Source organism: Caballeronia sp. RCC_10 (assembly GCF_041360715.1).
GTDB lineage: Bacteria > Pseudomonadota > Gammaproteobacteria > Burkholderiales > Burkholderiaceae > Caballeronia > Caballeronia grimmiae.
Genome location: NZ_JBFUPT010000042.1, coordinates 1 through 21,255 on the forward strand (window position 1 = coordinate 1; position 21,255 = coordinate 21,255).

Sequence of the window (21,255 nt, forward strand, 5' to 3'; positions counted from 1 at the left end):
CATTGCTGCCTCCAGGTCGTGACCAATATAGTAGCATTCCTAAGGGCCATTACACGCGCGAGTTACGCAGAGTTTCCCTAACTAACGGACTTCCAGGTGACGACTTTTTCAACAGGTTCAAGCGTCATCGGCCGCATGAATTTGAAGCGGTAATGGGGTATGCGTCGACTGCCGGTCTGTAATCAAGAAGCGGGTGATAGCGGACGCTGAGCGGGCGCGGGTTTTCATGCATGCCGCGCACGGTGAGACATGACCGTAAAAATGGCTCTCAGGAAGCCTGCGGACAAGCCGTAAAGCCGTTGACCTCTGCGCCGGGCGTCATGGGCGCCCAATGAAAGCTCGCGCGGTTGGTCGGCCACGAGCACAAAGGTCAGGGCGTAAGAACGTTGCCGAATCCGTTGGCCTCGACTTGCAGCAGCGCGTTGCGGACGTGATGGGGATAGCGTCAGCGGCCTATAAGGCTAGCAGTCAGTTTGCAGCCAGATAGGATCGAATTTGTGGGGAGCGCTTTGCCATGAAACGTAAGCACCAGCGCCAAGCTTATGCGCAGCGCCGTGTAACGGCGGCGGTTGAGCGCTTGTTTGTTGCTACAACACCTTCGGAAAAGACGCAGGCGGGGCGGTGGGCGCGGCTATGGGGCAGGGTGGCGGCTAAGCGTTATTGAGCTAGGCGGTGCTTTGTGCCGCTGCCCCTCGCGTCCGGCAATCCGCGGTTCGCGGCGTTGCTGAGTGACCAACGCTGACCGATCGGAGTGCAGGGTGACCAAAAGTTCCTCCATGCCCTTGGCATAGCATTTAAGCATGCGCTCGTTCGTCGTCTGCTCGAGTTAGGGAGACGTCCTCGCGCCACGGAGGCGCGGCGATACTCGGGCCCAGAATCGGCTTGCGGCCATGCGGCGAGTCGCCTATAACAGTTACGGGCCTCACCCAGCTTTGTCGCTGAACGAAGAACGGGAGCGAGACATGAACCTCGAGACCGTACGTGCTTTCATCATGACGCGTGGCGTCGATTTCGCGATCATGCTGGTTGGCGCCATCGCAGTATGGATCGTCGGCCGCTGGCTCATCAATCTCGTCATTCGCGCGTTGCGGAAACTTCTTGCACGCAACGGCCGAGTCGATCCCACACTCGCGCACTACCTCGGCTCGATCCTCGGCGTCATTCTCAATCTGCTGCTCGTTCTTGCGATCCTTCAGATCTTCGGGGTTCAGACCACCTCCTTCGCTGCACTGCTCGCTGGCCTGGGCCTCGCGATCGGCACCGCATGGGGAGGACTGTTGGCGCACTTTGCGGCGGGCGTGTTCATGCAGGTGCTACGGCCGTTCAAAGTGGGCGACTTCGTAACGGCCGGCGGCGTCACAGGCACCGTCACCGAACTCGGCCTGTTCGGCACGACGATCACCACGCCCGACAACGTCGCGGCGATTGTCGGCAACAACAAGATATTCTCCGACACAATCTGGAACTTCAGCTTGCTGCCGCATCGGCGAGTCGAGCTGACCGCAAAAGTCGCGAATGGCGTCGATGTACTCGATGCAATCGCGCGATTGAAAGCTGCGGTCGCGAGAATCCCAAACGTCACGGAATCGCCCGCGCCGGACGTCGAAGTGCTCTGCTTCACACCGGAAGGACCGCTACTCTGCGTGCGGCCGTACACCAACACAGAAAGCTACTGGCAGGTCTATTTCGACACCAATCGCGCGATCATAGCGACCTTCGAAGAAGCGGGATATCCTACGCCGGACACGCCCGTTGTACGGCGGGTGGCTCCAGACACGCACATCACGCAAATGCCGCCGGTACCGCTGCACGGCGATCGCGCCGCCTGAGAGTGCCTCACGCGCCGAGCTTCCGGCACTGCCGGAAAGCTCCAACCGGTCGGTTAAGCACTACCTGGCCGATACCGTGTTTCACAGCACTCCCGTGCCTGCGCCCCAAGCCGTTCCATTCCTGCGTATCTGGGCATTTCTCCGGTACCGGATCACGGTTTCGCCGCGATCCCTGCTGCGGCGAAACCTGGAGCGCCGGGCAATGATGCCCAGACACGATTTAGCGCTGCAACGCAGCCAGAAAACTCCCATGACCCCGGCGAGGCGGCGCCTGCTGGCCATCGGCCTGGTCGTTCTGTCGGCCGCCTCCGGCTGGCTGATGATGATCGTGGTCGAACCCGCTTTCCAGCGCACCATCGTGATGACCAGTGGCGCGGACAACGGCATTTATCGCGGCTTTGCGGATCGCTACGCGCCCATCTTAAAGCGTGCGGGCATCAAGCTGGACATACGCGGTTCTTCCGGCTCGGTGGAGAATTACGAGCGATTGACGGAGCCGAAGAGCGTCTACGATGTCGGTTTCATCCAGTCGGGCACCGTGAGTCCGAAAGACATCGACAAGCTGCAGACGATTGCCGCTGTGTCGTATGAACCCATCTGGGTGTTCTATCGTGGCGAGACTACGGTCGACCAGCTCTCGCAATTGCGCGGCAAAAGAATTTCGATGGGCGTGCCCGGCAGTGGCCTGCTCAACGTCGCGCAGTTGCTGCTCGGCTATAGCGGCGTCACGAGCCAGAATTCCACACTACTGCAAATGGATGCGCCCGCGGCTTATCAGCGGCTCGAAACCGGGCAAATCGACGCTGCTTTCTTCATTGGGCGGCCAGACGCCGAGATGCAGAAGACGCTGCTGAACAGCAGTCTCAAGTTGATGAGTTTCTCGCAGGCAAATGCGCTGGTTCAGAAAATCCCGTCGCTTTCAAAAATCGTCTTGCCGCGCGCATCAACGAGTGTCGCCGAAGACCTACCGCGCACCGACGTCACGCTGCTTGCGGCAACAGCGCTGCTCGTATCGAAAGACACAATGCATCCGGCGCTCATCTATTTGCTGCTCGACGCGGCGCGCATCGTCCACGGTCATGACGATTACTTCACGCCGCTTGGCACGTTTCCGAACACGAACACCGAAGAATTCCCGATCTCCGATGAGAGCGTTCGCTACTTCAAATCCGGCCAGCCGTTCCTGTACCGCAATCTGCCGTTCTGGCTCGCGAGTCTGATCGAACGACGGCTGTTGATCCTCGTGCCGTTCGCGGCGCTCCTCATCGGTCTGCTTCAGGCATTGCCGCGCATGCTCGAAGCCCGGGTCAGAAAACGGCTCGTGGTCTGGTATCGCGAGATCAAAGCACTAGAAGATGAAGTGTGGAACAGCACCGAGCCGACCCGCTCGCAGATTGCGCAATGGAGCGACGAGATCGAGAGCATCGACGCGAACGCGAGCCGGATACGGATTCCGTATCGGTATTTTCAGGACGTCTATGCTCTGAAACAGGCGATTGGGGTCGTGCGGGACCGGATAGCGCATGTGGCGCAGAGAGCGAAGGGTTAGAGGCACGTCGCCCACGCGATCTTCCACGCCATCGACATGACGCTGTTGAGCAGCGTCCCTTAGGAGCAGGCGGCAACTAGAAGGGACTGTTCCCAGCCCGCCACCTTCGATAATCCTGTGCCAATGGCGCGCGCTGACCTATCGTGATAGTGAGAGCCTGATAAAGACATGCGCGCAGACGCGTTTGAGGAGACCCGGGGGTAGACATGAAAGCGAAGGTCGCAGGTCTGGCCGCCTGCCTTATTGCATTGGCCAGCGCAACGGCGGCGAATGCCACATTCCGGTACGACGAACTCTGGGGCTATGTCGCGCCGTCGATGGCTCAGTCAGGAGTATCCACGTCGCATCCCAGGCGGTCTGTCTATGACGAAGTGCTGGTCGAGAAAGGGGTCGATCCGCCTTCCCAAAAGGGCAGCTGATTCTCGCGTGGATCGTGCGCATCAACAGCGATCCGGCGGTCGCCGGCAACGTCCAGCGCAAGAGTGATCTCATGCTGAACCCGGGCGCCCGCGCGGAGGCATTGGCCGACGGACTCGGACGCATGGCGCCCGCATTGCGTCTGCAGTACGTCGCGCTGATCGCCAAGGTGCTCGACACTCTCGTTCCTCCCGACTAGCCTAAACGAGATGGACGCGGTGATTGATCGAGTCTCGCTAGACGCGATGTCCGACGCGGATATCGACGGATACTTCCGCATGCTGCTGGCGGCGCTTCGCGCGGCGCAAACCGGGACCACGCTCGACACGCGGAGCCCGCAGCAATATGCGCAGGCGGAGGAAAGCCTCAAGCTCACGCTGCTTCGGGAGCTGGACTACGCTCCCGGCAATGTCGCGCGCTGTTCGGCCTTTTCCGCCAATCCGCCAGGCGTGCCTCCCGTCGACGCATGCTGGGCGATGCGGGGGTGACCAGCACGCGATGCTTGCGATGCCTGACCCCGAGCGGGACGTCGTGTTGCGGCAAACGGTCCAGTCGCCGCGTGCCACGCCTGCCACCTAATTGAACGAAGGGGGAGCTTGTGATTGCCATTGCCTACCATACTCTTTGCTCGGTGTGACGCGCCGAATGTGATGGCGAACGGTTGGGGAACGAACATGAGCGATGTCCCTGCAGTGGACACGGCATCCAATGTGGAGGCCGCCTCGGGCGGCGTTGCCGGCTATGCGTTTCATCATGAGGCACCGTGAAGAATCTCGTCTGCCGTCAGGCGCACTTTCGCGACATAGCGACATAGCGACATAGCGACATAGCGACATAGCGACATAGCGACATAGCGACATAGCGACATAGCGACATCGCGACATCGCGACGCCGCCCGACTGGTATATGGCGCAAGCTCAGCAAGTCACGGCCGCCGCAAGGCCATGTTCGCAGTCTACGATCGCGCCCTACGGACGAGCGATCGCGCTCAGTGCTGTTCGACGTAGTCGTCGACTGCACCGCCCACGGTAGGATGAAATCGCTCGTCGCCGACGATGTCCAACAGTTCAAAACGTTTGAGCTTGTCGCGCACCGGGTCTTTCCTTTCGGCGAAGTGCAACGCGATTTCGCGCTCATCCAGTATTAGAATCAGTTCCCGTAACATGTCGGCTGAGATGACGTCGATACTGGTTACGGGTTCAGCGGCCACTACGATCCTGCGCACGGGCGTCGATGACTCATCGGCGGCTTTTAGCAGGCATTCCTGGAAAAGCTCGGCATTTGCGAAGAACAACGGCGCATCCCAGCGAAACAGCAGCAGCCGCGGAATCCGCGTGGCATGTGGATAGCGCTTGATGTCATGGTAGCCGCGCAGATCTTCCACGCGCCCGAGAATGGCGTAATGGGGACGGCAACCGTCCCAGAGAAACTCGATGACCGCAATCGCGATTGCAATGCAGATACCGGGAATCGCACCAAAAACGGCGACGCCTGCGAAGCAGACAACGGAGAGCCAGAACTCCCATTGCTGGATTCGGTAGATGCGCTTGAGATCCGTAAATTCGAACAGGCCGAGGGCGGCGGCAATGACGACAGCGGCCAGTGCGCTATTGGGCAGATACCGCATCAGATTCGGTGCGGCGATCAGGAGCACCGCAACCGCCACCGCGCCGACCACGCCCGTCACCTGCGTTCTGGCGCCCGCTGCTTCGGCCACGGGTGTGCGCGAAGAACTGCTGCTGATCGGAAAACCATGAAAAAAACCGCCCGCCAGATTGGCCGCCCCCAAACCGACCATCTCCTGGTTCGGATCCACGCGCATATGAAAACGCGCAGCGAAGGTCCGTGACAACACGCTGGTATCGGCAAACGAGATCAGCGCGACCGCGCAGCCGCCCAGCAAAATCCTGACGAGATCGGCGTCACTGACCCATGGTAACGCGAACGATGGAAGGCCTTGCGGTTCCGTAGTCGTCAGGCTAGAACGCGCGTTCTAGCGGACACCTCTATAGCAGGCCTTCGCTGAACTTCATCGCGCTCGTGCAGCAAGTCGCGAAGTCATCCGCTCAGCCATCGCGCGATCGATGACTTCGAATGAGCGGCTCGTGCGTTTATAGGCGTACATGTCACCGGTTGCGATGTCGAACCACCAACGGCTCAATACCAGTGCCCCGGCAGTGACCTCCTGGCGGACAATGGGGTACGTCATCAGATGCTCAATCTGCACGAGCACATTGAGTTGTGACAATTGATCATGAGGTTTCAATCCGTTATCAAGCGGTCCTTCTTGTTCGAGCCGAAACGCCGCGTTGCTTGCTGCGCTGCGAAGGCTGTGCCGCGATCGAAGTCGCCTACAACTCGTGCCGCAATCGGCACTGTCCAAGGTGCCAGGCTAGCGCTGCGCGCCGGTGGCTCGAAGCGCGTGAGGCCGATCTTCTGCCCGTCGAGTACTACCACGTGGTCTTTACACTGCCGGCGGCCATCAGCGCGATTGCGTATTACAACAAGGCCGTCATCTATGGGATGCTGTCCGATATTGCGGCTGAGACGTTGCGCACCATCGCCGCCGATCCGAAGCATCTCGGGCACAGATCGGTGCCACGCTCGTCCTGCATACGTGGGGCTCCGCGCTTACGCATCATCCCCATGTGCATGGGATCGTTCCCGGTGGTGGGTTGTCGCCGGACCGAAGCCGGTGGGTAGCGTGCAAGCCAGGTTTCTTTCTTCCAGTGCGCGTACTCTCGCGCCTGTTCCGGAGACGCTTCCTCGAAGAGCTGGAGGCCACCTATCGCCGGGGCCAGTTGCGCTTGTTCGGCGAATACGCCGAGCTCAACGAGCTCAGAGCCTTTGCTAAATGGCTTGCGCCAATGCGAGCATGTGAGTGGGTGGTCTATGCCAAACGCCCGTTCGCCGGACCCAAAGCGGTGCTCGCCTATCTGTCGCGTTACACGCACCGGGTTGCCATCTCCAATCAACGCCTGGTCTCGCTCGACGAGCACGGCGTCACCTTCCGCTGGAACGACTACCGCGTGGACGGACGCACACGCAACAAGACCATGACGCTCGAAGCAGATGAGTTCGTGCGCCGGTTCCTATTGCACGTGTTACCTGGCGGCTTCCATCGCATCCGTCATTACGGTCTGCTGGCGAACCCATCGCGGCGAGAGAATCTCGCGAGGATCCGCGAAGTGCTGGACGTAGTGCCTGTCAGTATCAGTCGCAGTGCCGACGACGTAGTCCCAGTGCCGCCAACCTTCATTTGCCGGCACTGCGGTTCGCCGATGATCATCATCGACATACTTCAACCCAGCAGACCCATCCGCGCACCGCCCGTTGAGTCAGCCAACGCATGAACGCTATCGATTCAGGATGCACACATCGACTGTCAGCTCTTCGGCAACGAGAGCCAACAGGAGACACCTGCGCCGATGATTCCAAACGGGCCGTTTGCTGCTGGCCAAGTCGGCGTGGCAGCGACGCTCAGCAGCACGGCTTCTGCGATCGTGCTTATCTAAGCTCAGATTCACCCGCGTTTATATCCACCATGCTCTCAATGGGATCGAACAAATCGCCATAGCGGTGAAATGTTGAGACCTTGTTGGAGCACTCCGCGGTTTCCTCCCTTGGGGCTTGTAGGACGCCTGCCCGCCGGCGTCTGGGCGAGTTGACGTGCCTACGGATTAGGGCAGGCGTCCTACAACCCTAAACATACGCGGCCGTGCTAGCATGACGACCGCTTCCGCGGCAATTCGGTCATTCGTTAACGCAGGTCGACTTCGCGGTATTGGTCCGCCTGTCTGGCTTCAACTAAAATTGCCGAGCGGCGGCAGAACCGATTGTCGCCAGACACCCGCCTGATACGGGCCGTTCGCCACACAGGAGCTGCTCGTGGAACAATTTGGTCATCTGCTCGTCGTAGCATTGCTGCGCACTCTCTCAATACTTCCGTACCAATTGGTCGCAAGGCTTGGCAGCGCGATCGGCGCTGCGCTATATGCGCTTCCCAGCCGCCGCAAACATATAGTCCTTGTCAACCTGCACCTCTGCTTTCCGGAAAAGTCGGAACGTGAGTACGATGAGCTTGCGAGGGAACACTTCCGGCATGTAGTTCGCAGCTATCTCGAACGAGGCATTCAATGGTTTGGTAGCGCGCAAACGATCAGAAAGCTCGTCCAGGTCGAAAGCGCGATTGATCTCGAAGACAGGAATGCCCCACCCACGATCTTTATGGGATTTCATTTCGTCGGCATCGAGATCGGATGCCTGCTCTACTCCCTGAAGATGCCTGCCGCTTCCTTGTACACGCGCATGTCGAACACGCGCCTTTGCGATTTGGCCCGACGGCAGCGCGGCCGATTCGGCGCAGAGATGATCGAGCGTTCGACAAGCGCCAGGAAGATCGTGAGACTCCTTCACGAGGGCAAATCCGTCATGCTTGCTGCGGACATGGACCATGGTATCGAAAACTCTGTCTTTGTACCCTTTTTTGGCGTCCCTGCGTGCACGCTGACTTCGGTTTCGCGACTTTCGACAATTGGGCGGGCGCGCGTTGTGCCGTTTGTCACAGAGGTACTGCCGGATTTCAGAGGGTATAAGTTGAGCGTTTTTGCGCCGCTCAGCGATTTCCCGTCGGGAAGCGACACGAATGATGCGCGTGCCATGAATGCGTTTCTCGAGACCCAGATTCTGAAATTCCCTGCCCAGTATTACTGGGTGCATCGACGCTTCAAACATCGTCCAGAGGGCATGCCAGCGGTATATTGACTGTGCGCTGCGCCCGGCTCGTTTCGATTGCGCAAGCTATCGAAACTGGCATACGAGGCCGAAACGAACCGCCGTACTGGTCTCCCAGGCGAAGGACACCGTCGGCGTACGAAGGTCCATTGGCCAGGGGCGGAGCCGACGTTCGAACGTCTGTATGAAAGCGGGAGCCGACGTCCGTAGGTGGCCGGATTGGAGCGTTGCCGCTTCGCAGAGGCTCAACCAGCACCAGTTTTGGCCGCTCCGACCGTGCGTTCCCCCGACTTCAGTCAGCGGGTCGGATCGTCTGGCTTGGGGCTTTTAGCCACAACGAAGCGACTTTGAACGGCGACGAGCTGGTCGTCAGTGGTCGCCACCAGCCACAAATGCGCGTTCTCCGCAATTTTCCGGTTGTGGTCCTTCAACGGGCCCAGTGCGGCAGCGGCCTTCCAGACCACCGGGCCAATGCGGCTGCTCCTGCCCGACGCCGCGCCTACCAACAGGCAGTAAGGTCCAAGCGGAAGTGATACGAACGGCAGCGCCGGACTCGCGCGCACGCGCCAGTCGATGAAGGGTGTTTCACTGATAAGCAGCGGCGTGGGCAAGCCGTAAAGCACACTGAAATCGTACAGTGCCAGTTGCCCCCGCGTGGCCGCGTAAATACGCCGAACATCAGCGACAACCGCCGCGCGGATTTCGTCCTCGAACATTGGCTCCTGCGCATAGCGGGCCAATGCCTCACGTGCATCCAACTGATATGCGCTGCAGAGCCCGAGTTCGACGCAGTCTTGAACTGCACGCTGGACTTCCGCCACAGAGCCGGCGTCTTCTGGCTTGCCCGACTGCGCTGCCCGTAAGAAGCGAGCAAGTCCCGCTTCGTGGATCACAGGGCCAGCCGCAGACGCATCCTCATCAGCGTCCTTATCGAGCGGCACATAGACATATTTTTCGGCCGCAAAGCGCGCTTTCTTACCTTCATCAAACTTGATTTCGCCATCGGTGCAGTCCAGATAGCGAGTACCGATGCGGCCATGCTCCCAGACCCAATTCTTCAGGAGCGGACGTAATGGATGCAACGGATCGTGGTCAGTCATTGAAACCTCTCAGTGCCTTCGCATAGTCCCACGTGGTCGCGTGTCCTGTCGAGGACACGGCAAGCGCGAAGTACCGTCCATAACCGAGTCCAGACCGAGGCGAACGCAGCAAACCGACCCTGACCAGACAGTCAACTCATGAAAAACTGAACGGCAGGTCCTTGCACGATAACGGCCGTTGTCACCACATTGCCCGAGAACGTCGTGCGTAGCTCAATGCAAACTCGTGAAACTGAGAGTCTCATGCCGTCCCGATTTTCGTGAACATCACAACGTCCTTTTGCGATGAGGCCAAGCCTCATTGACCACTGAAACCATAGCGTGCAGCCGATCGCGGCATCGCGCTCTTTGGCCGCGCCCGCCTTCTTGTGATCGAAGACCTTCTCGACCGCCCCGGCTTCCTGCTTATACTTTTTGTTGGCCGCCGCGATTTTCCATTCGCATTTTGCCGATTTGGCCATTATGCGTAGGCGGCCGCTCCCTGTCAGTAACAATCATGTTGTTAATTCGGTTGTTCATACTGAAGATCTTCTTTGAAAGATTGAGCTCCTGCAACTATAATTAGTAAAGAAACGCAAAGGGCGTTTCGGACAGCGGATCGCTCAACGCTTGCGTATGATCCAGTCTATTGTCCGCAGTAAAGTCATTCCGGAGCGTTTTTAACGCGGTCATATTGCATGAGCTCGGACATATTCTCCGTGGAGACGTTAGAGAAGGATACTTGGCTCGCGCCGCTGTACAGGCATATGTGACTCTAACCGTGTTGAACGTACGCCCGATCGCGGCGGTATTCTCCGAAGCGCGCCCGAGGTAGAAAGAGCAAATACGCGGGGACGCCCCGACCACTGAACGGGGACACAAGACCAGGCGTTTATGTTAACGATGATAAACATAACCGGGGACCTTGCGACTAACTAGCCCTCCTGCGAGACCGCCACGAGGCCGGAAAAGTACACGTCACAGCGTTCCGCGTGCGAGTTTATGGCCCGGTTCGGGCAGTCCGCTAACTCCGCGTCGAGGTCAGTCATAGCGAATTCCGGTCCGAGGCGAGCTACGAGGCGCGGGAGATTATATTAGCCCCGCCCGCCGTCCGCAGCGGGCTGCAGGCCATATCTAGGTGAGTCGCTTTGTCGGCCACGTCACCGAGAGCGACACTTCCGGGTGTTCTCATTCCTCTATGAATATACGGTCCGGGTACAAGCCCGTATCGGCGGCGGCCTGCTCGACTTCCTTTGTGGACTCAAAGGCGCCTAGCTCACTTATGACCTCCTCGCCAATTGTAAGCCGCCCGCCCCAAAAGCCGCCCGGCACTGGATAGATGTGCAAGATAACTGGTTCGGCTTTGTCTTGTTCCATCATTCCTCCCGGATAGCCGTGCGGAGTGCTTTCCATCGCGTTAGATCATGCTTTAAGGCGGCAACGACGTCAGACGCGGGCTACAGATTCGTCTAAAGACAGCCGCGCTGTGCCTAGGTACAGGCGGACACAGCCGACCTCCGTCGTCCTTCCGGCAATGCGCTAGTCGATCACTGCCAGAGACAGTGCTGTGGGGTCATAAGGCATCACACGGTCATAGCAAGCCGACTCGCTTTCGATCTCGCGCTACCGGGCGTTCTAATTTTCAGGGTAAATTTCAACGTGGTCCGGGTAAACGCCCGTTTCCCGCGCGGCCCGTTCCACGGCCTCCGGGCTGTCGCGATAGCCTACGCGCCCGATCTCCTCTTCGTCGACGACCAGGCGCCCCCACCACTGGCCCGAGGCCGCTCGGTAGATGCGCAGTTTGACCTGCTGATCTTTGTCGTCCCCAGTCATGATACTGCCTCGTTGTCGGTTGGACGTTCAGCGTATCACAGGCCGTAACTCCCTAATCGGAGAACACGACTGAGCAGGAAGCAACCCGCATTGCGGGCCACGGGCCGTCTCGATCGAGAACGATTCACCCGATTGGATCGAGCGTCATCCGAGATAACGGTCGTCGAACCGGGTTCCGACCATGCCAATAAAGGGCATTTCGACTTCATCGACAAGTATGCAGGCGACGAAACAGCCACCAAGGCGATCTTCGAGCATTCTCGAAGCACAAGACCGTCATTGCAGTCGGTGCGGCGGGTGCATGGATACTCCGGCGTCCGACGACCGGCCTGAGTGACCTGATAGACCAACTTGCAGGATTCGCACTCGCGGTAATAGCAGCGGACCTGTTTAATCTGGCTTTAGTGGATGCCGGATTTTGGCTCTGCCCAGTCAGACAGATTTCAGCTCTTTCTGGATGTTTTCGGCACAAATGGCGTGGGTATGTGCTGAACCTTCTCGCTCCCGCACTTCGGACAAGCCGGATGAGCGGTTTCATGTTCAGCAAGATGTTCGGCATGTTCGAAGAACTCACCACACTTCTCGCACCTGTACTGGTAAGTCGGCATGGCATTCCTCCAACGAGAATCCTGCGGGTCGTGCTGACCAGATAGTGTCTACGACGCCGACAATAACCCATTTAGTGCAGGAAAGCGCATGAAACGCCCGCGTACGCGTCTCGGGCAGCACTCATCGTATGCGCGGCGCACGCAACACCGGTATCCCCATCCACGGCCTAGTAATTGCACCTACCAGCCGCCCTACATTGGCCGGATGCTGCTTGTCGTGACGGGCCGCACCAGACTCTCAGCCTGTGGGCACGCCGCATCGGATCGAAGCGACCGATAGCGATCCACGTCGTACACCACATGGCTCTCACACGCCAGCAGGCCGTGCGCAGTGCATCGGCCCCATCGGATTTTCTTCGTCAGCAAACTCGATTCGTGAAACGACGCCATCGTTCATCGCTTCTGATAGGTGCCGATAAGTTCGGCGTGCGTTAGTACATGCCCTGCATGGCCTTTTCGAGAGCGGCCTTGCTGGGGCTTTTCAAATCGGGCAGTACAGTGTCGAGCACATACAGTTTGTGGAAATAGCGGTGGCGTCCGACGGGCGGACACGGGCCGCCGTAAGTGGCACGCCTGAAGTCATTGATGCCTTCGAGCGTGCCGCCCGGCAAAGCCTGCGCAGTAGCGCCATCGGGCAGCCCGGTTGCCGTCGGCGGGATGTTGTAGAGCACCCCATGTACCCAGGTCATTTTCGGCGCGGCCTGGTCCGGCGCGTCAGGGTCGTCGACGATCAGCGCCAGGCTTCCTGCGTTCGCGGGCACACCGGACCACGCGAGCGGCGGGGATACATTGGCGCCCTTCGCAGGTATGCTGCGCAGGGATTTCGCCGCTCTGTCGGAAGGCTTGCGACGTCAGCGTGAGGGTCATGGTGCGCTCCTCGACGGCACACCCGTTTGATGCGGGCTTTTCACTGTGGGATGCGATATCAATGTTTGTGCCGGTGCAGCCAACCCATATGGTGCGAATCAAGCCACTGGGCCATCCCCTCTTCTGGGTGATCGCGCCTGTACCGTTGCGCCACCATGAACCCGGCGACCAACAAGACCGCCAGGCCGACAACGAAGTAGAGCATAGACTGGGTCATGGCAACCTCCTTATTCGGTCGCGACCATGCTTATATTCTAGGTCAGCGCTTACCGAAGTGACGTGCGACGAGTGCATGCATCCGCGGATCGAACGACAGCTTGCCGGTACAGATTCGACGTTCGAATGACCGCGTGACCGTATCGACGACTGGCCGAAACTGGCCGCTAGCGCCCGCTCGCCGGCCATTACCTATCAGACCTCAGTTTGCTCGGCCATCTCGAGCGCGTCGTCAACCTCAATTCCGAGGTAACGCACTGTACTTTCAAGCTTTGTATGGCCTAAAAGTAATTGAACCGCCCGAAGATTTTTGGTGCGCCGATAGATCAACGATGCCTTCGTGCGGCGCATCGTGTGGGTGCCGTACGCCGCGTCATCCAGTCCGATCGAAGCGACCCGGCGATGGACGATGCGAGCGTACTGCCGTGTCGACACGGGCGCCGACGCATGCAGCCGACTCGGAAACAAATAATCGGCTGGCCTCAGCCCCCGCGCTGAGATCCAGGCTGCGACACTCTGTCGAGTCTGCTCGGTGATTTCGAACTGCACCGGTCGTTGGGTTTTCTGCTGCATGAACGTCGCTCGTGAGACCACGTGGCTTCCCATGCAGATGCCCTGCACTTGCAGTCGCGTCAGATCGCATGCCCGAAGCTTGCTGTCGATTGCCAAGTTGAACAGCGCCAACTCGCGAACGTTGGATGACATCTGAAGTCTCGTCCGAATCGCCCATATTTCACGCAGTTTCAACGGAGGCCTCTGGCCAGTCAACCTCCCTTTGTTCCATGGCACGCGACGAGCGCTGAAAGAATTGAGCGTTTCCATGTCAACCTCCACTTCAGTCAAGGGAGATCGATTGTGCGCGCTGCGCAGCGGTCGCTCTTCGACCCTCAGCGGACTTCCGGCACGTCGAGGCATCAATGGCTCTTCGCAAAGTGCAGCGGACGTTCCTCGGGCAATGTCTGCTGACGGTTCATCGGCCATTGCCGACGCTCGCCCATGACGCCGGCAACGGGTCCTTAGCGTTCGGGTTCGGCCATTGAATAGCCGAAAGCCAAGTCCTGCAGCGCTTCGCGGGCCTTTCCCGAAGTCCGTTGATTCGAATCAGCCGGATAACCCTGATAGTCATTAGCCTTAACAGAGATCAGGATCTGCAGGGAACGCGCGCTCGGTACCGCGCGCAGTCTCCATAGAGTATGTTCGGTGTCGAGGAGGGCGAAGCGATGAGCAGGTTCTTTGTGCAGTCGTTCAAGGCTTTGGCCCTCAATAAACTGCGCATTGACTTCAGAGGTCTCGCGCATCTTCACCGATTCTTCAGAACCATACCCACGGACGAATACCGACGAATCTTGCTTGGAAGTCACAGTCTTAGCCGCAACTATTTTCAAAGTTTCGCCCGTTTGCGGATTCCGAGGTCTGGGCTTCAGGGTTGATCGCCACTACAGGCGTGCTCGCTCCGCCCGGAGCACCTCGCACCGCCAGGCGCGCTCGCGCCACCTGTCGAGCTTGCAGGCGTGCTCGGATCGGCTGTACCCGTGCTGCCTGTCGCGGGTGTGCTCGGCGCGGTCGTAGCAGGCGCATCAGGCCAGCAAAGCCAGATAGGTCTTCCTACCACCCCCTAGAAATTTCTTAAATTTTTGATGAATGCGTCCAGTTCTGATTCACAAGGGCGATCTGGCTGCTCAGACTCACTTCATAGAAGCCGTTTCCTATGCCACAGAAGCTTCTCGGCGCGGTTGTTCAGTCGGGCGGCCGCTTTGACGAACCCGTGCATCACGTTCGCAAAAGTTCGGGATCGCCGCTTTTGCCGCCGGATAGCTGCGCAAATGATCGGTGACGATCTTGCGCGGTACCGGGCTCGAGTGCAGCACACGCTTGAAGAAACGTTTGGCGGCCGAAAGCGGCAATTTTCCGAGCCACCAACACTGAACTCGAAAACGGCGTCGATCGCCGTGACAGACTCCGAAGGACACTGGCGCGTCTCCTACGGTCTACTGCGGAAGATCGTAAATATCTGATCGAAGTCCTGTCAACACGGGATCCGCTGACGGATACAGAAGATCCGGCTAATGCTTTGGTCTCTGGGAACGTCAAGGCAGCCTCACTGAAGGGCTGCGTGGGATAAACAGTCGGCGTTGTTTGCAGCGTGCTGACGGGGCCTCACTCCGCGACGCGGCCTCGACTGCGTACCGCCTCCGCTAGTGCCTGCAGACTGAACGGCTTAGACAAGCAGGCGTCAAAGCCTGCTTTAACGGCCAGCGTGTCATCCTGGCTCACAGGTCGTCCCGTCACGGCAACGATGGGAACACTAGGAAAGCTGTCGAGCTTCCTGAGCTGAGCAACGAGGTGGTAACCGTCGATATCCGGAAGATTGACGTCGGTAATGACCAAATCGAATTGGCCTTGCTCAGCAACGGCAAGCGCCTCTGTTGCATTCGCCGCAGCGGAAACGTGCGCGCCGTACAGCGATAAGAGCTCGGCCATCGCGAGCAGTGATTCTTCCGAATCCTCGACAAGCAGCACGCGGGCATTGTTGAAGACGGCCAGGTCGATCGGCTTATCCCCCGCTTTCCGATCAACCGACGTCGCGTCGGCGGGAAGGCAAATAATGAATTGCGCACCGCGGCCGGCACCGTCTGAAAACGCTTCCGCCGTTCCACCATGCAGTTGAGCGATCTGCCGGACGAGCGACAGTCCAATGCCAAGCCCACCGGCTCGTGCACGTACCGGCAAGTTCGGCGTTTGCTCGAACATCTCAAAGATGGTTCCGAGTGCATTGGGCGCAATGCCACACCCGGTGTCGGCGACTTCCAGGCGCACTTGCCCGGCGTCTTCCCGAAGGCGCACGATGACCCGCCCCTGACTTGGGGTGAACTTAAGCGCGTTGCTCACCAGGTTCCAGACGATCTGCTCCACGCGCACTGCGTCACCGCGAATTATCACGGGCGTTGCCGGAACGTCGAGTTCCAGGCGCACTTGGCTTTGGTCAAAATCACCCTGCATCGCTCCAGCAATCGCGCGAACAATAGCGGCTACGTCAGTCGGTGCGAATCGCAAGGACAACTTCCCCGTCTGAATTCGTGAAAAGTCGAGCAAGTCATCGATGATCTGGGCTTGAGCAAGCACTGACTTCTGGATTGCATCAGCGATCTCCTGAATCCGTCCACTCGTTCTTGCCTCCGGCAAGCGAGCAAGAATCTCAGTTTTCACATGGATCAGGTTCAGCGGGTTTTTCAGTTCATGCGAGAGTACTGCGATGAATTCATCTTTGAGCCGGCTCAGCTTGCGAATCTCTGTGTTATCCGCGCGCTCACGCTCGAGCACCATGTCCTTCTTGCTTTTGGCTAGCTTGCGACCGGTTGCATCATGGACAATCTTGGCGAAGCCTGGAAAGCCCGCGACATCGATACGACTGAGAAACCCGCTGCAAAAGATGCGGCGGCCGTCCTTCGTTGCGTGCCACCTCTCGTCCTCCGCACGTCCATTGGAAGCGGCTTTTTTGCGCTCATGAGCGGGCACGCCGTCGGCAATGTCGTCTGGCGTGAAGATCGGATCGAGCGGATGGCCGAGCATCTCTTCTGCGGTAAAGCCGAATATGCGATTGGCGCCGACGTTCCAGCTGACGATCGTGCCGCTATCGTCCACGACGATAATCGCGAAGTCGTGCGTCTCACGGGCTGCAAGACGCAGCTTCTCCTCGCTCGCCTGTGCTTGATCTTGCGCAGCTTTCTGTTCCGAGATGTCGATCAAGGCAAGCACCGCGCCATCAATGCGGTCGTCATCGGTGCGGTAAGGCAGCACGCGTGCCAGGAAGGTGCGGCCATCCTTGCTTCGCACCTCCTTTTCGGAGCGCTTCAACGATTCGAAGGCGCTGCGCAAGTCGCTGAACAGCTCGGGGTAGTCGAGTCCATGCGTCAAGTGCTGCAGTGGCCGTCCCTCATCGCCTGAACGGATGTTGAAAAGCGTCTCCGCTGGCGACGTGTACCGCTTGATATTGAGCGCACGGTCAACAAACACGGTAGCGACGCCTACCAACGAAATAAGGTTCTTCAAGTCGTCGCTGACGCGCGCCGACTCCTGCACCTTCGACAACAATTCGGAATTGACTGTCATCAACTCTTCGTTGAGCGACTGCAATTCCTCGCGACTGGCCTCCAGTTCTTCGGTGGCCGACCGCAGTTCCTCGTTCATCGCTTGCAGTTCTTTGTTGGAAGCTCTCAGGGCTTCATTGGACGACTGCTCATGCTGCATCGAACTGCGCAACAGTATCTCGCTGCCTGCCAGCGCTTTCCGGAGTGAGTCCACCGTTTCCTCTTCCTCGGGCCTGGCGAGCGTTGCAGCGGGCGTATTGTCGAGAAGCGCTGTCAACGGGTCGCAGATAATCGACACGAGCTGCTCCTGATGCGCGAGGTCGCGGTAAGGCCGCAGCGACAAGCCAACGACAATCTCGCCGGATGCGGTGACGAACGGCACGGCGGCTTGCTCTTGACGGCGCGCGCTCGTCAGACACCGCTGCACCGCCTGCCGCACTTGCGCCTGCGCGTCTCCGCGCACGATGTCGAGCAGATTGCTTACCCTCGCTTGGCGCGCGTCTTCCGTGATCCTGTTTGCGTTCACAGAACGGTGCACGATCGTGCCGTCCTCGCGAATGACAATGACGGGCGGCCCGAACAGTTCATGCGCGCGCGCCAGGTTTGCCGAACTTGTTTCGGCATTTTTCACTTCGGGCAATCTGGTGAAGAACATTTCGCCGCCGAGAACGGGCGGTGGACCTCCATCGGTCTGTGAAGTCAGGCTCGGGTAAGCGCAGTCGTTCGCGCGCGATAGATTCTCTGCTGCTTCTGCACCGGAGCGAACAGATCATGTGCGAACTCGGCGGATTCTGCCGTTCCCAGGAATAGAAAGCCTTCGCGTGGGCGGAGGGAAAAATGAAATGTTTCCAGCACGCGTGTCTGCGCCCGACGGTCCAGATAGATCAGCACGTTGCGGCAGGAAATCAGATCGATCTGCGAGAAAGGCGGATCCCGGAGCAAGTTGTGCGCGGCAAAAATGACGGTGTCGCGCAACGACTTACTCAGCCGGTAGCGATTGCCATCCTTGTTGAAATACTGGCTCAGACGCGCTGCCGAAAGATCGTTTTCGATGGCTTGCGGGTAGCTGGCCGTACGGGCAATTGCAATGGCGCGCTCATCGATGTCGCTGGCATAAACGGTCACTCGGGGCCGATGCTGCAGGCGACGCACCGCCTCGTCCAGCAGGATGGCGATTGAAAACGCTTCCTCACCCGTGGCGCATGCGGGAACCCAGGCGCGCAGTTCATCATGCCCCTGAGCACTCGCCAGCAACTGCGGTATCACAGTGTGCTCGAGCGCAGCAAAGGCATCGGGATCACGAAAAAAATTGGTTACGCCAATCAGCATGTCGGCAAGCAACTTCGGCGTCTCGTCCGCGTTGGCTTCGAGAAAAGCCCGGTACGCAACGGCGGTGGGCATCGCGTTGACCTGCATGCGCCGCTCGATGCGGCGGGCGATCGTGCCGCGCTTGTAATTGGAAAAGTCGTGCCGTGTTCGCAGGCGCAAGGTTTCGAGCACCTCGTCGATCGCGTGGGCGTCCGTGGCGGGTAATGGCTCGTGCGCAGTGGGTCCAACGTCTGACGCTGTCGGTAAGCGAATCGCAGCCGCGTTGCGCGCCAGCGTCAATACGGTCGGGATGATCTGATCGACTGGCAAGACCAGGTCAATGTGGCCGGTCGCGATTGCGCTACGAGGCATCTCACCGTACTGCGCTTCTTCGGGGCGCTGCGCGATCGTCACCCCGCCTCGCTCGCGTATGCGCGAAATACCGACTGAGCCGTCGCCACCGGAACCTGAGAGGACGATGGCAAACGCGCGGGAACCGTGCGCGTCCGCGAGGCTGCGAAAGAAGACGTCGATGGAGGTTGGCGGCAAGCGCGGCGGTTGCGCTTCGCTCAACCGCAGATACCCGTCCACCATCGATAGCAATTTGCCCGGAGGAATCACAAAGACGGTGTCCTTTTCGAGCGGCACCGGACTGCTGACTTGTCTGACGCGTAATCTAGTCGCGTTCTGAATGACTTCATGCGCGTGGCTGGTATGGTCCGGTGACAAGTGCAGGACCACGACAAAGGCGGCGCCGGTGGAGGGCGGCGCACTTTCGAACAACCGCAAAAGCGCCTGAACGCCACCGGCGGACGCGCCGATGCCGACTACCGGAAAGTCCGGCCCAGCCGACTTGCCATGATGCTTCGCAGCAGCACTGATGGGCATACTCTCTCCATACGCGGCCAACCCTTTGAAGGCCCCAGCGCGCCGACGACCATTTTGATCCAAACAGTCAGGGATTCGCGAAAGAGCGACATTTAAAGGAAGGCTCCGCTAGCTCGAAGTCATCCGAGGGATGATATCTTGTAGCGGGCTTACGCCGCCGCCTTTCTGGCAAAAACCGTCGAAGCCTGCGGGGACTCCGCGCGGGCGAACGGCGCTTTCATCCAATGAGGTATGGGCAATAATCAAAGCGTACGATAGATTGTCGCGGGCACGCAGGAGCGCAGCAAGCTGGAAACCGTCAGGTGACGGCATATTGATGTCGAGGATGGCAATGTCGGGCGCCCATACTTGGACGCGCGCCATGGCATCGCTGCCGTTTAAGGCGAACCTAGTCTCATGACCGGCACAGGCAAGCGCCAGGGCAACAGCCTCGGCGCCGATCGCATAATCGTCGACAACCAGAATCCGTAGGGGATCAGGCCGTGATGTCCGCCTTGCGGTCCAGATTGAGGTTTTTACGGTGGAATGCATGCCGACCCCGTCTTCTAATGGAGCTATCAACGCAAGCGCTGGGCCCGCGCCGCATTTCTTGCATCAGCGCGGAAACGGCAAGTAAAGCCGCCGCCAATTCACCGCTGAAACGCACGTGTTCGTCCTTCTGGAGGGTTCACTCCGGCGGCCCCGTCCGACGCGGTAGCCAGCTGTCGCGTGAACACGATCAGGGCTTCCAAACTTGCGACGCCAGCCTGAAGGTCAGCGACCTCTGGACTTTCGGAGGCTTCAGCTATTGCAAGTCGGTCAAGCGCGAGCAGCACACCTTCGTGGAAGCGTCTCACTGCCGCCCAGAGGGCGTCCTCAGCACCCCGCCGCTGCCCGGATTCAAGGGACAAAAGGAAAAAGCGTGGCCCGTGTGGCATTGATATCGCAGCGGGGCATCGTTACCGATGCGCTAGGTAACACCGCCGCATTCGCGGAAGGTCATATTTGACCTACTCTCGAGCCGTTCGAGATATTGCGGTGTCGACTGCCCTGTAGCGCAATTTCCTTGCACTTCAAGTGCAGTCCGTAGTCCTTGTCCGTTCGTTTGTGCGATTGCACGGTCGCGGCTTTATGATTACTGCGGGGATCGCATCCATCGCAGCGCCCACATCCACCCAGACGGCTTCAAGCGCCGCTAGTGGCATATCTGGCGCGGTGTAGTCGGAGAGCTCTTGAAGTTTCTCGAGACGCAAAATGGCGTCGAGAACACTTTGCTGCCCTATGCGGCGCAAGCGCCGATCGACCCGCTGAGGATCGGCGTCCCCGGCGCCGACGGGCGACGGCCACGACCAATGCGCTTGAGCAGGGATGAAATCCCCCGAACGTCGGGATGGCTGGACACGCCAATATCGCCACGCCAGAACAAAACGATCGGCGCAAAAGCTGGCCGAAGTTTCGCGGCCTTTGTCGCATTAATCTAAAAACGTTTACATTGGTCCGCTTATTCAGCGCAGTCTCGTCAGGAAATAATTCAGTTTAAAGGACGAACGGTCGAGATTTTAACGAGTTGTCGCACGTTAACCCTAATAAACATGTCCGTTCGTCGCATGTTTTAATTATTACATGAGTGAGCAAAAATAACCGGGCAGTTAAAAGTCATGCGCCGTTTGGCCATGGGCGGACCGAACGGCTTACCGGAGGTCGCCATGAGCGAAACATTGGTCGGCTGTATTGTCGCTGGATCAGCCGTCCTAATTGCATTCCTGCGATACTCAAACATTACAGGCTCTTTTGAAAACGGAGTGGGTAACGGCCTTCAGCGGGCATGCGAGTTGAAGGCGGAGAAGTCCAGTTTGCCTG

At 59.0% G+C, this 21,255-nt stretch carries 17 protein-coding genes and 6 pseudogenes; 8 read left to right on the forward strand and 15 right to left on the reverse strand.

Annotated elements, in window-relative coordinates:
* Positions 1-962: 962 nt before the first annotated feature.
* From AB6804_RS29135 to AB6804_RS29155, 5 genes are all read left to right on the forward strand, one after another.
* The gene (locus AB6804_RS29135; protein ID WP_370889408.1) at positions 963-1,829 is read left to right on the forward strand and encodes a mechanosensitive ion channel family protein; all 867 of its coding nucleotides are present in this window, start codon (positions 963-965) and stop codon (positions 1,827-1,829) included.
* 250 nt (positions 1,830-2,079) lie between these two features.
* Complete coding sequence (locus AB6804_RS29140) at positions 2,080-3,378, forward strand: TAXI family TRAP transporter solute-binding subunit (RefSeq protein WP_370889424.1); 1,299 nt, start codon at positions 2,080-2,082, stop codon at positions 3,376-3,378.
* A 206-nt stretch (positions 3,379-3,584) separates the two neighbouring features.
* Positions 3,585-3,797: a hypothetical protein gene (locus AB6804_RS29145; protein WP_370889409.1), complete on the forward strand. Its 213-nt coding sequence runs from the start codon at positions 3,585-3,587 to the stop codon at positions 3,795-3,797.
* Between the two features lie 14 nt (positions 3,798-3,811).
* Complete coding sequence (locus tag AB6804_RS29150) at positions 3,812-3,994, forward strand: hypothetical protein (protein ID WP_370889410.1); 183 nt, start codon at positions 3,812-3,814, stop codon at positions 3,992-3,994.
* A 10-nt stretch (positions 3,995-4,004) separates the two neighbouring features.
* On the forward strand, positions 4,005-4,283 hold the full coding sequence (locus AB6804_RS29155) for a hypothetical protein (RefSeq protein ID WP_370889411.1): 279 nt from the start codon (positions 4,005-4,007) through the stop codon (positions 4,281-4,283).
* A 500-nt stretch (positions 4,284-4,783) separates the two neighbouring features.
* On the opposite strand, the pseudogene AB6804_RS29160 reads toward AB6804_RS29155, so the two are convergent.
* Both AB6804_RS29160 and AB6804_RS29165 read right to left on the reverse strand, forming a co-directional pair.
* Positions 4,784-5,758 (reverse strand): annotated as a pseudogene (locus AB6804_RS29160) (SulP family inorganic anion transporter); the annotation flags it as partial.
* Between the two features lie 66 nt (positions 5,759-5,824).
* Positions 5,825-6,112, reverse strand: a pseudogene (locus AB6804_RS29165) (carbonic anhydrase); the annotation flags it as partial.
* On the opposite strand from AB6804_RS29165, the pseudogene AB6804_RS29170 reads away from it, so the two are divergent.
* Together AB6804_RS29170 and AB6804_RS29175 are read left to right on the forward strand one after the other, a co-directional pair.
* A pseudogene (locus AB6804_RS29170) lies at positions 6,061-7,148 on the forward strand (IS91 family transposase). The pseudogenes AB6804_RS29165 and AB6804_RS29170 sit on opposite strands and share 52 nt — an antisense overlap.
* A gap of 526 nt (positions 7,149-7,674) precedes the next feature.
* A pseudogene (locus AB6804_RS29175) lies at positions 7,675-8,559 on the forward strand (lipid A biosynthesis lauroyl acyltransferase); the annotation flags it as partial.
* Between the two features lie 266 nt (positions 8,560-8,825).
* Here AB6804_RS29175 and AB6804_RS29180 read toward each other — a convergent pair.
* The 13 genes and pseudogenes from AB6804_RS29180 to AB6804_RS29240 all read right to left on the reverse strand — a co-directional run bounded on the left by AB6804_RS29180 (position 8,826) and on the right by AB6804_RS29240 (position 19,947).
* Positions 8,826-9,629: a hypothetical protein gene (locus AB6804_RS29180; protein ID WP_370889412.1), complete on the reverse strand. Its 804-nt coding sequence runs from the start codon at positions 9,627-9,629 to the stop codon at positions 8,826-8,828.
* Positions 9,630-9,760: 131 nt separating this feature from the next.
* Positions 9,761-10,090 (reverse strand): hypothetical protein, encoded by a 330-nt coding sequence (locus AB6804_RS29185; protein WP_370889413.1) that lies wholly within the window; start codon positions 10,088-10,090, stop codon positions 9,761-9,763.
* A gap of 706 nt (positions 10,091-10,796) precedes the next feature.
* A complete protein-coding gene (locus tag AB6804_RS29190) occupies positions 10,797-11,021 on the reverse strand; it encodes a hypothetical protein (RefSeq protein ID WP_370889414.1) in 225 nt (74 codons plus the stop codon).
* 222 nt (positions 11,022-11,243) lie between these two features.
* Positions 11,244-11,441, reverse strand: a complete 198-nt coding sequence (locus AB6804_RS29195) for a hypothetical protein (RefSeq protein ID WP_370889415.1) — start codon at positions 11,439-11,441, stop codon at positions 11,244-11,246.
* Positions 11,442-11,884: 443 nt separating this feature from the next.
* Positions 11,885-12,049 carry a zinc ribbon domain-containing protein gene (locus tag AB6804_RS29200; RefSeq protein ID WP_370889416.1) on the reverse strand — a complete coding sequence of 55 codons (165 nt, stop codon included), beginning with the start codon at positions 12,047-12,049 and terminating at the stop codon, positions 11,885-11,887.
* Positions 12,050-12,442: 393 nt separating this feature from the next.
* A pseudogene (locus tag AB6804_RS29205) lies at positions 12,443-12,916 on the reverse strand (YbhB/YbcL family Raf kinase inhibitor-like protein).
* A 58-nt stretch (positions 12,917-12,974) separates the two neighbouring features.
* The gene (locus AB6804_RS29210) at positions 12,975-13,133 is read right to left on the reverse strand and encodes a hypothetical protein (protein ID WP_370889417.1); all 159 of its coding nucleotides are present in this window, start codon (positions 13,131-13,133) and stop codon (positions 12,975-12,977) included.
* Between the two features lie 194 nt (positions 13,134-13,327).
* Positions 13,328-13,954, reverse strand: a complete 627-nt coding sequence (locus tag AB6804_RS29215; RefSeq protein WP_370889418.1) for a tyrosine-type recombinase/integrase — start codon at positions 13,952-13,954, stop codon at positions 13,328-13,330.
* 194 nt (positions 13,955-14,148) lie between these two features.
* Positions 14,149-14,493, reverse strand: a complete 345-nt coding sequence (locus AB6804_RS29220) for a hypothetical protein (protein ID WP_370889419.1) — start codon at positions 14,491-14,493, stop codon at positions 14,149-14,151.
* 362 nt (positions 14,494-14,855) lie between these two features.
* Positions 14,856-15,027, reverse strand: a pseudogene (locus AB6804_RS29225) (DDE-type integrase/transposase/recombinase); the annotation flags it as partial.
* A 262-nt stretch (positions 15,028-15,289) separates the two neighbouring features.
* Complete coding sequence (locus tag AB6804_RS29230) at positions 15,290-17,875, reverse strand: PAS domain-containing protein (RefSeq protein WP_370889420.1); 2,586 nt, start codon at positions 17,873-17,875, stop codon at positions 15,290-15,292.
* Between the two features lie 44 nt (positions 17,876-17,919).
* Positions 17,920-19,416 (reverse strand): CheR family methyltransferase, encoded by a 1,497-nt coding sequence (locus AB6804_RS29235; RefSeq protein ID WP_370889421.1) that lies wholly within the window; start codon positions 19,414-19,416, stop codon positions 17,920-17,922.
* A 108-nt stretch (positions 19,417-19,524) separates the two neighbouring features.
* Positions 19,525-19,947: a response regulator gene (locus AB6804_RS29240; protein ID WP_370889422.1), complete on the reverse strand. Its 423-nt coding sequence runs from the start codon at positions 19,945-19,947 to the stop codon at positions 19,525-19,527.
* A 680-nt stretch (positions 19,948-20,627) separates the two neighbouring features.
* Between AB6804_RS29240 and AB6804_RS29245 the strand changes: the two genes are divergently transcribed.
* Positions 20,628-20,876, forward strand: a complete 249-nt coding sequence (locus AB6804_RS29245; protein WP_370889423.1) for a hypothetical protein — start codon at positions 20,628-20,630, stop codon at positions 20,874-20,876.
* The last annotated feature ends 379 nt before the right edge of the window (positions 20,877-21,255 follow it).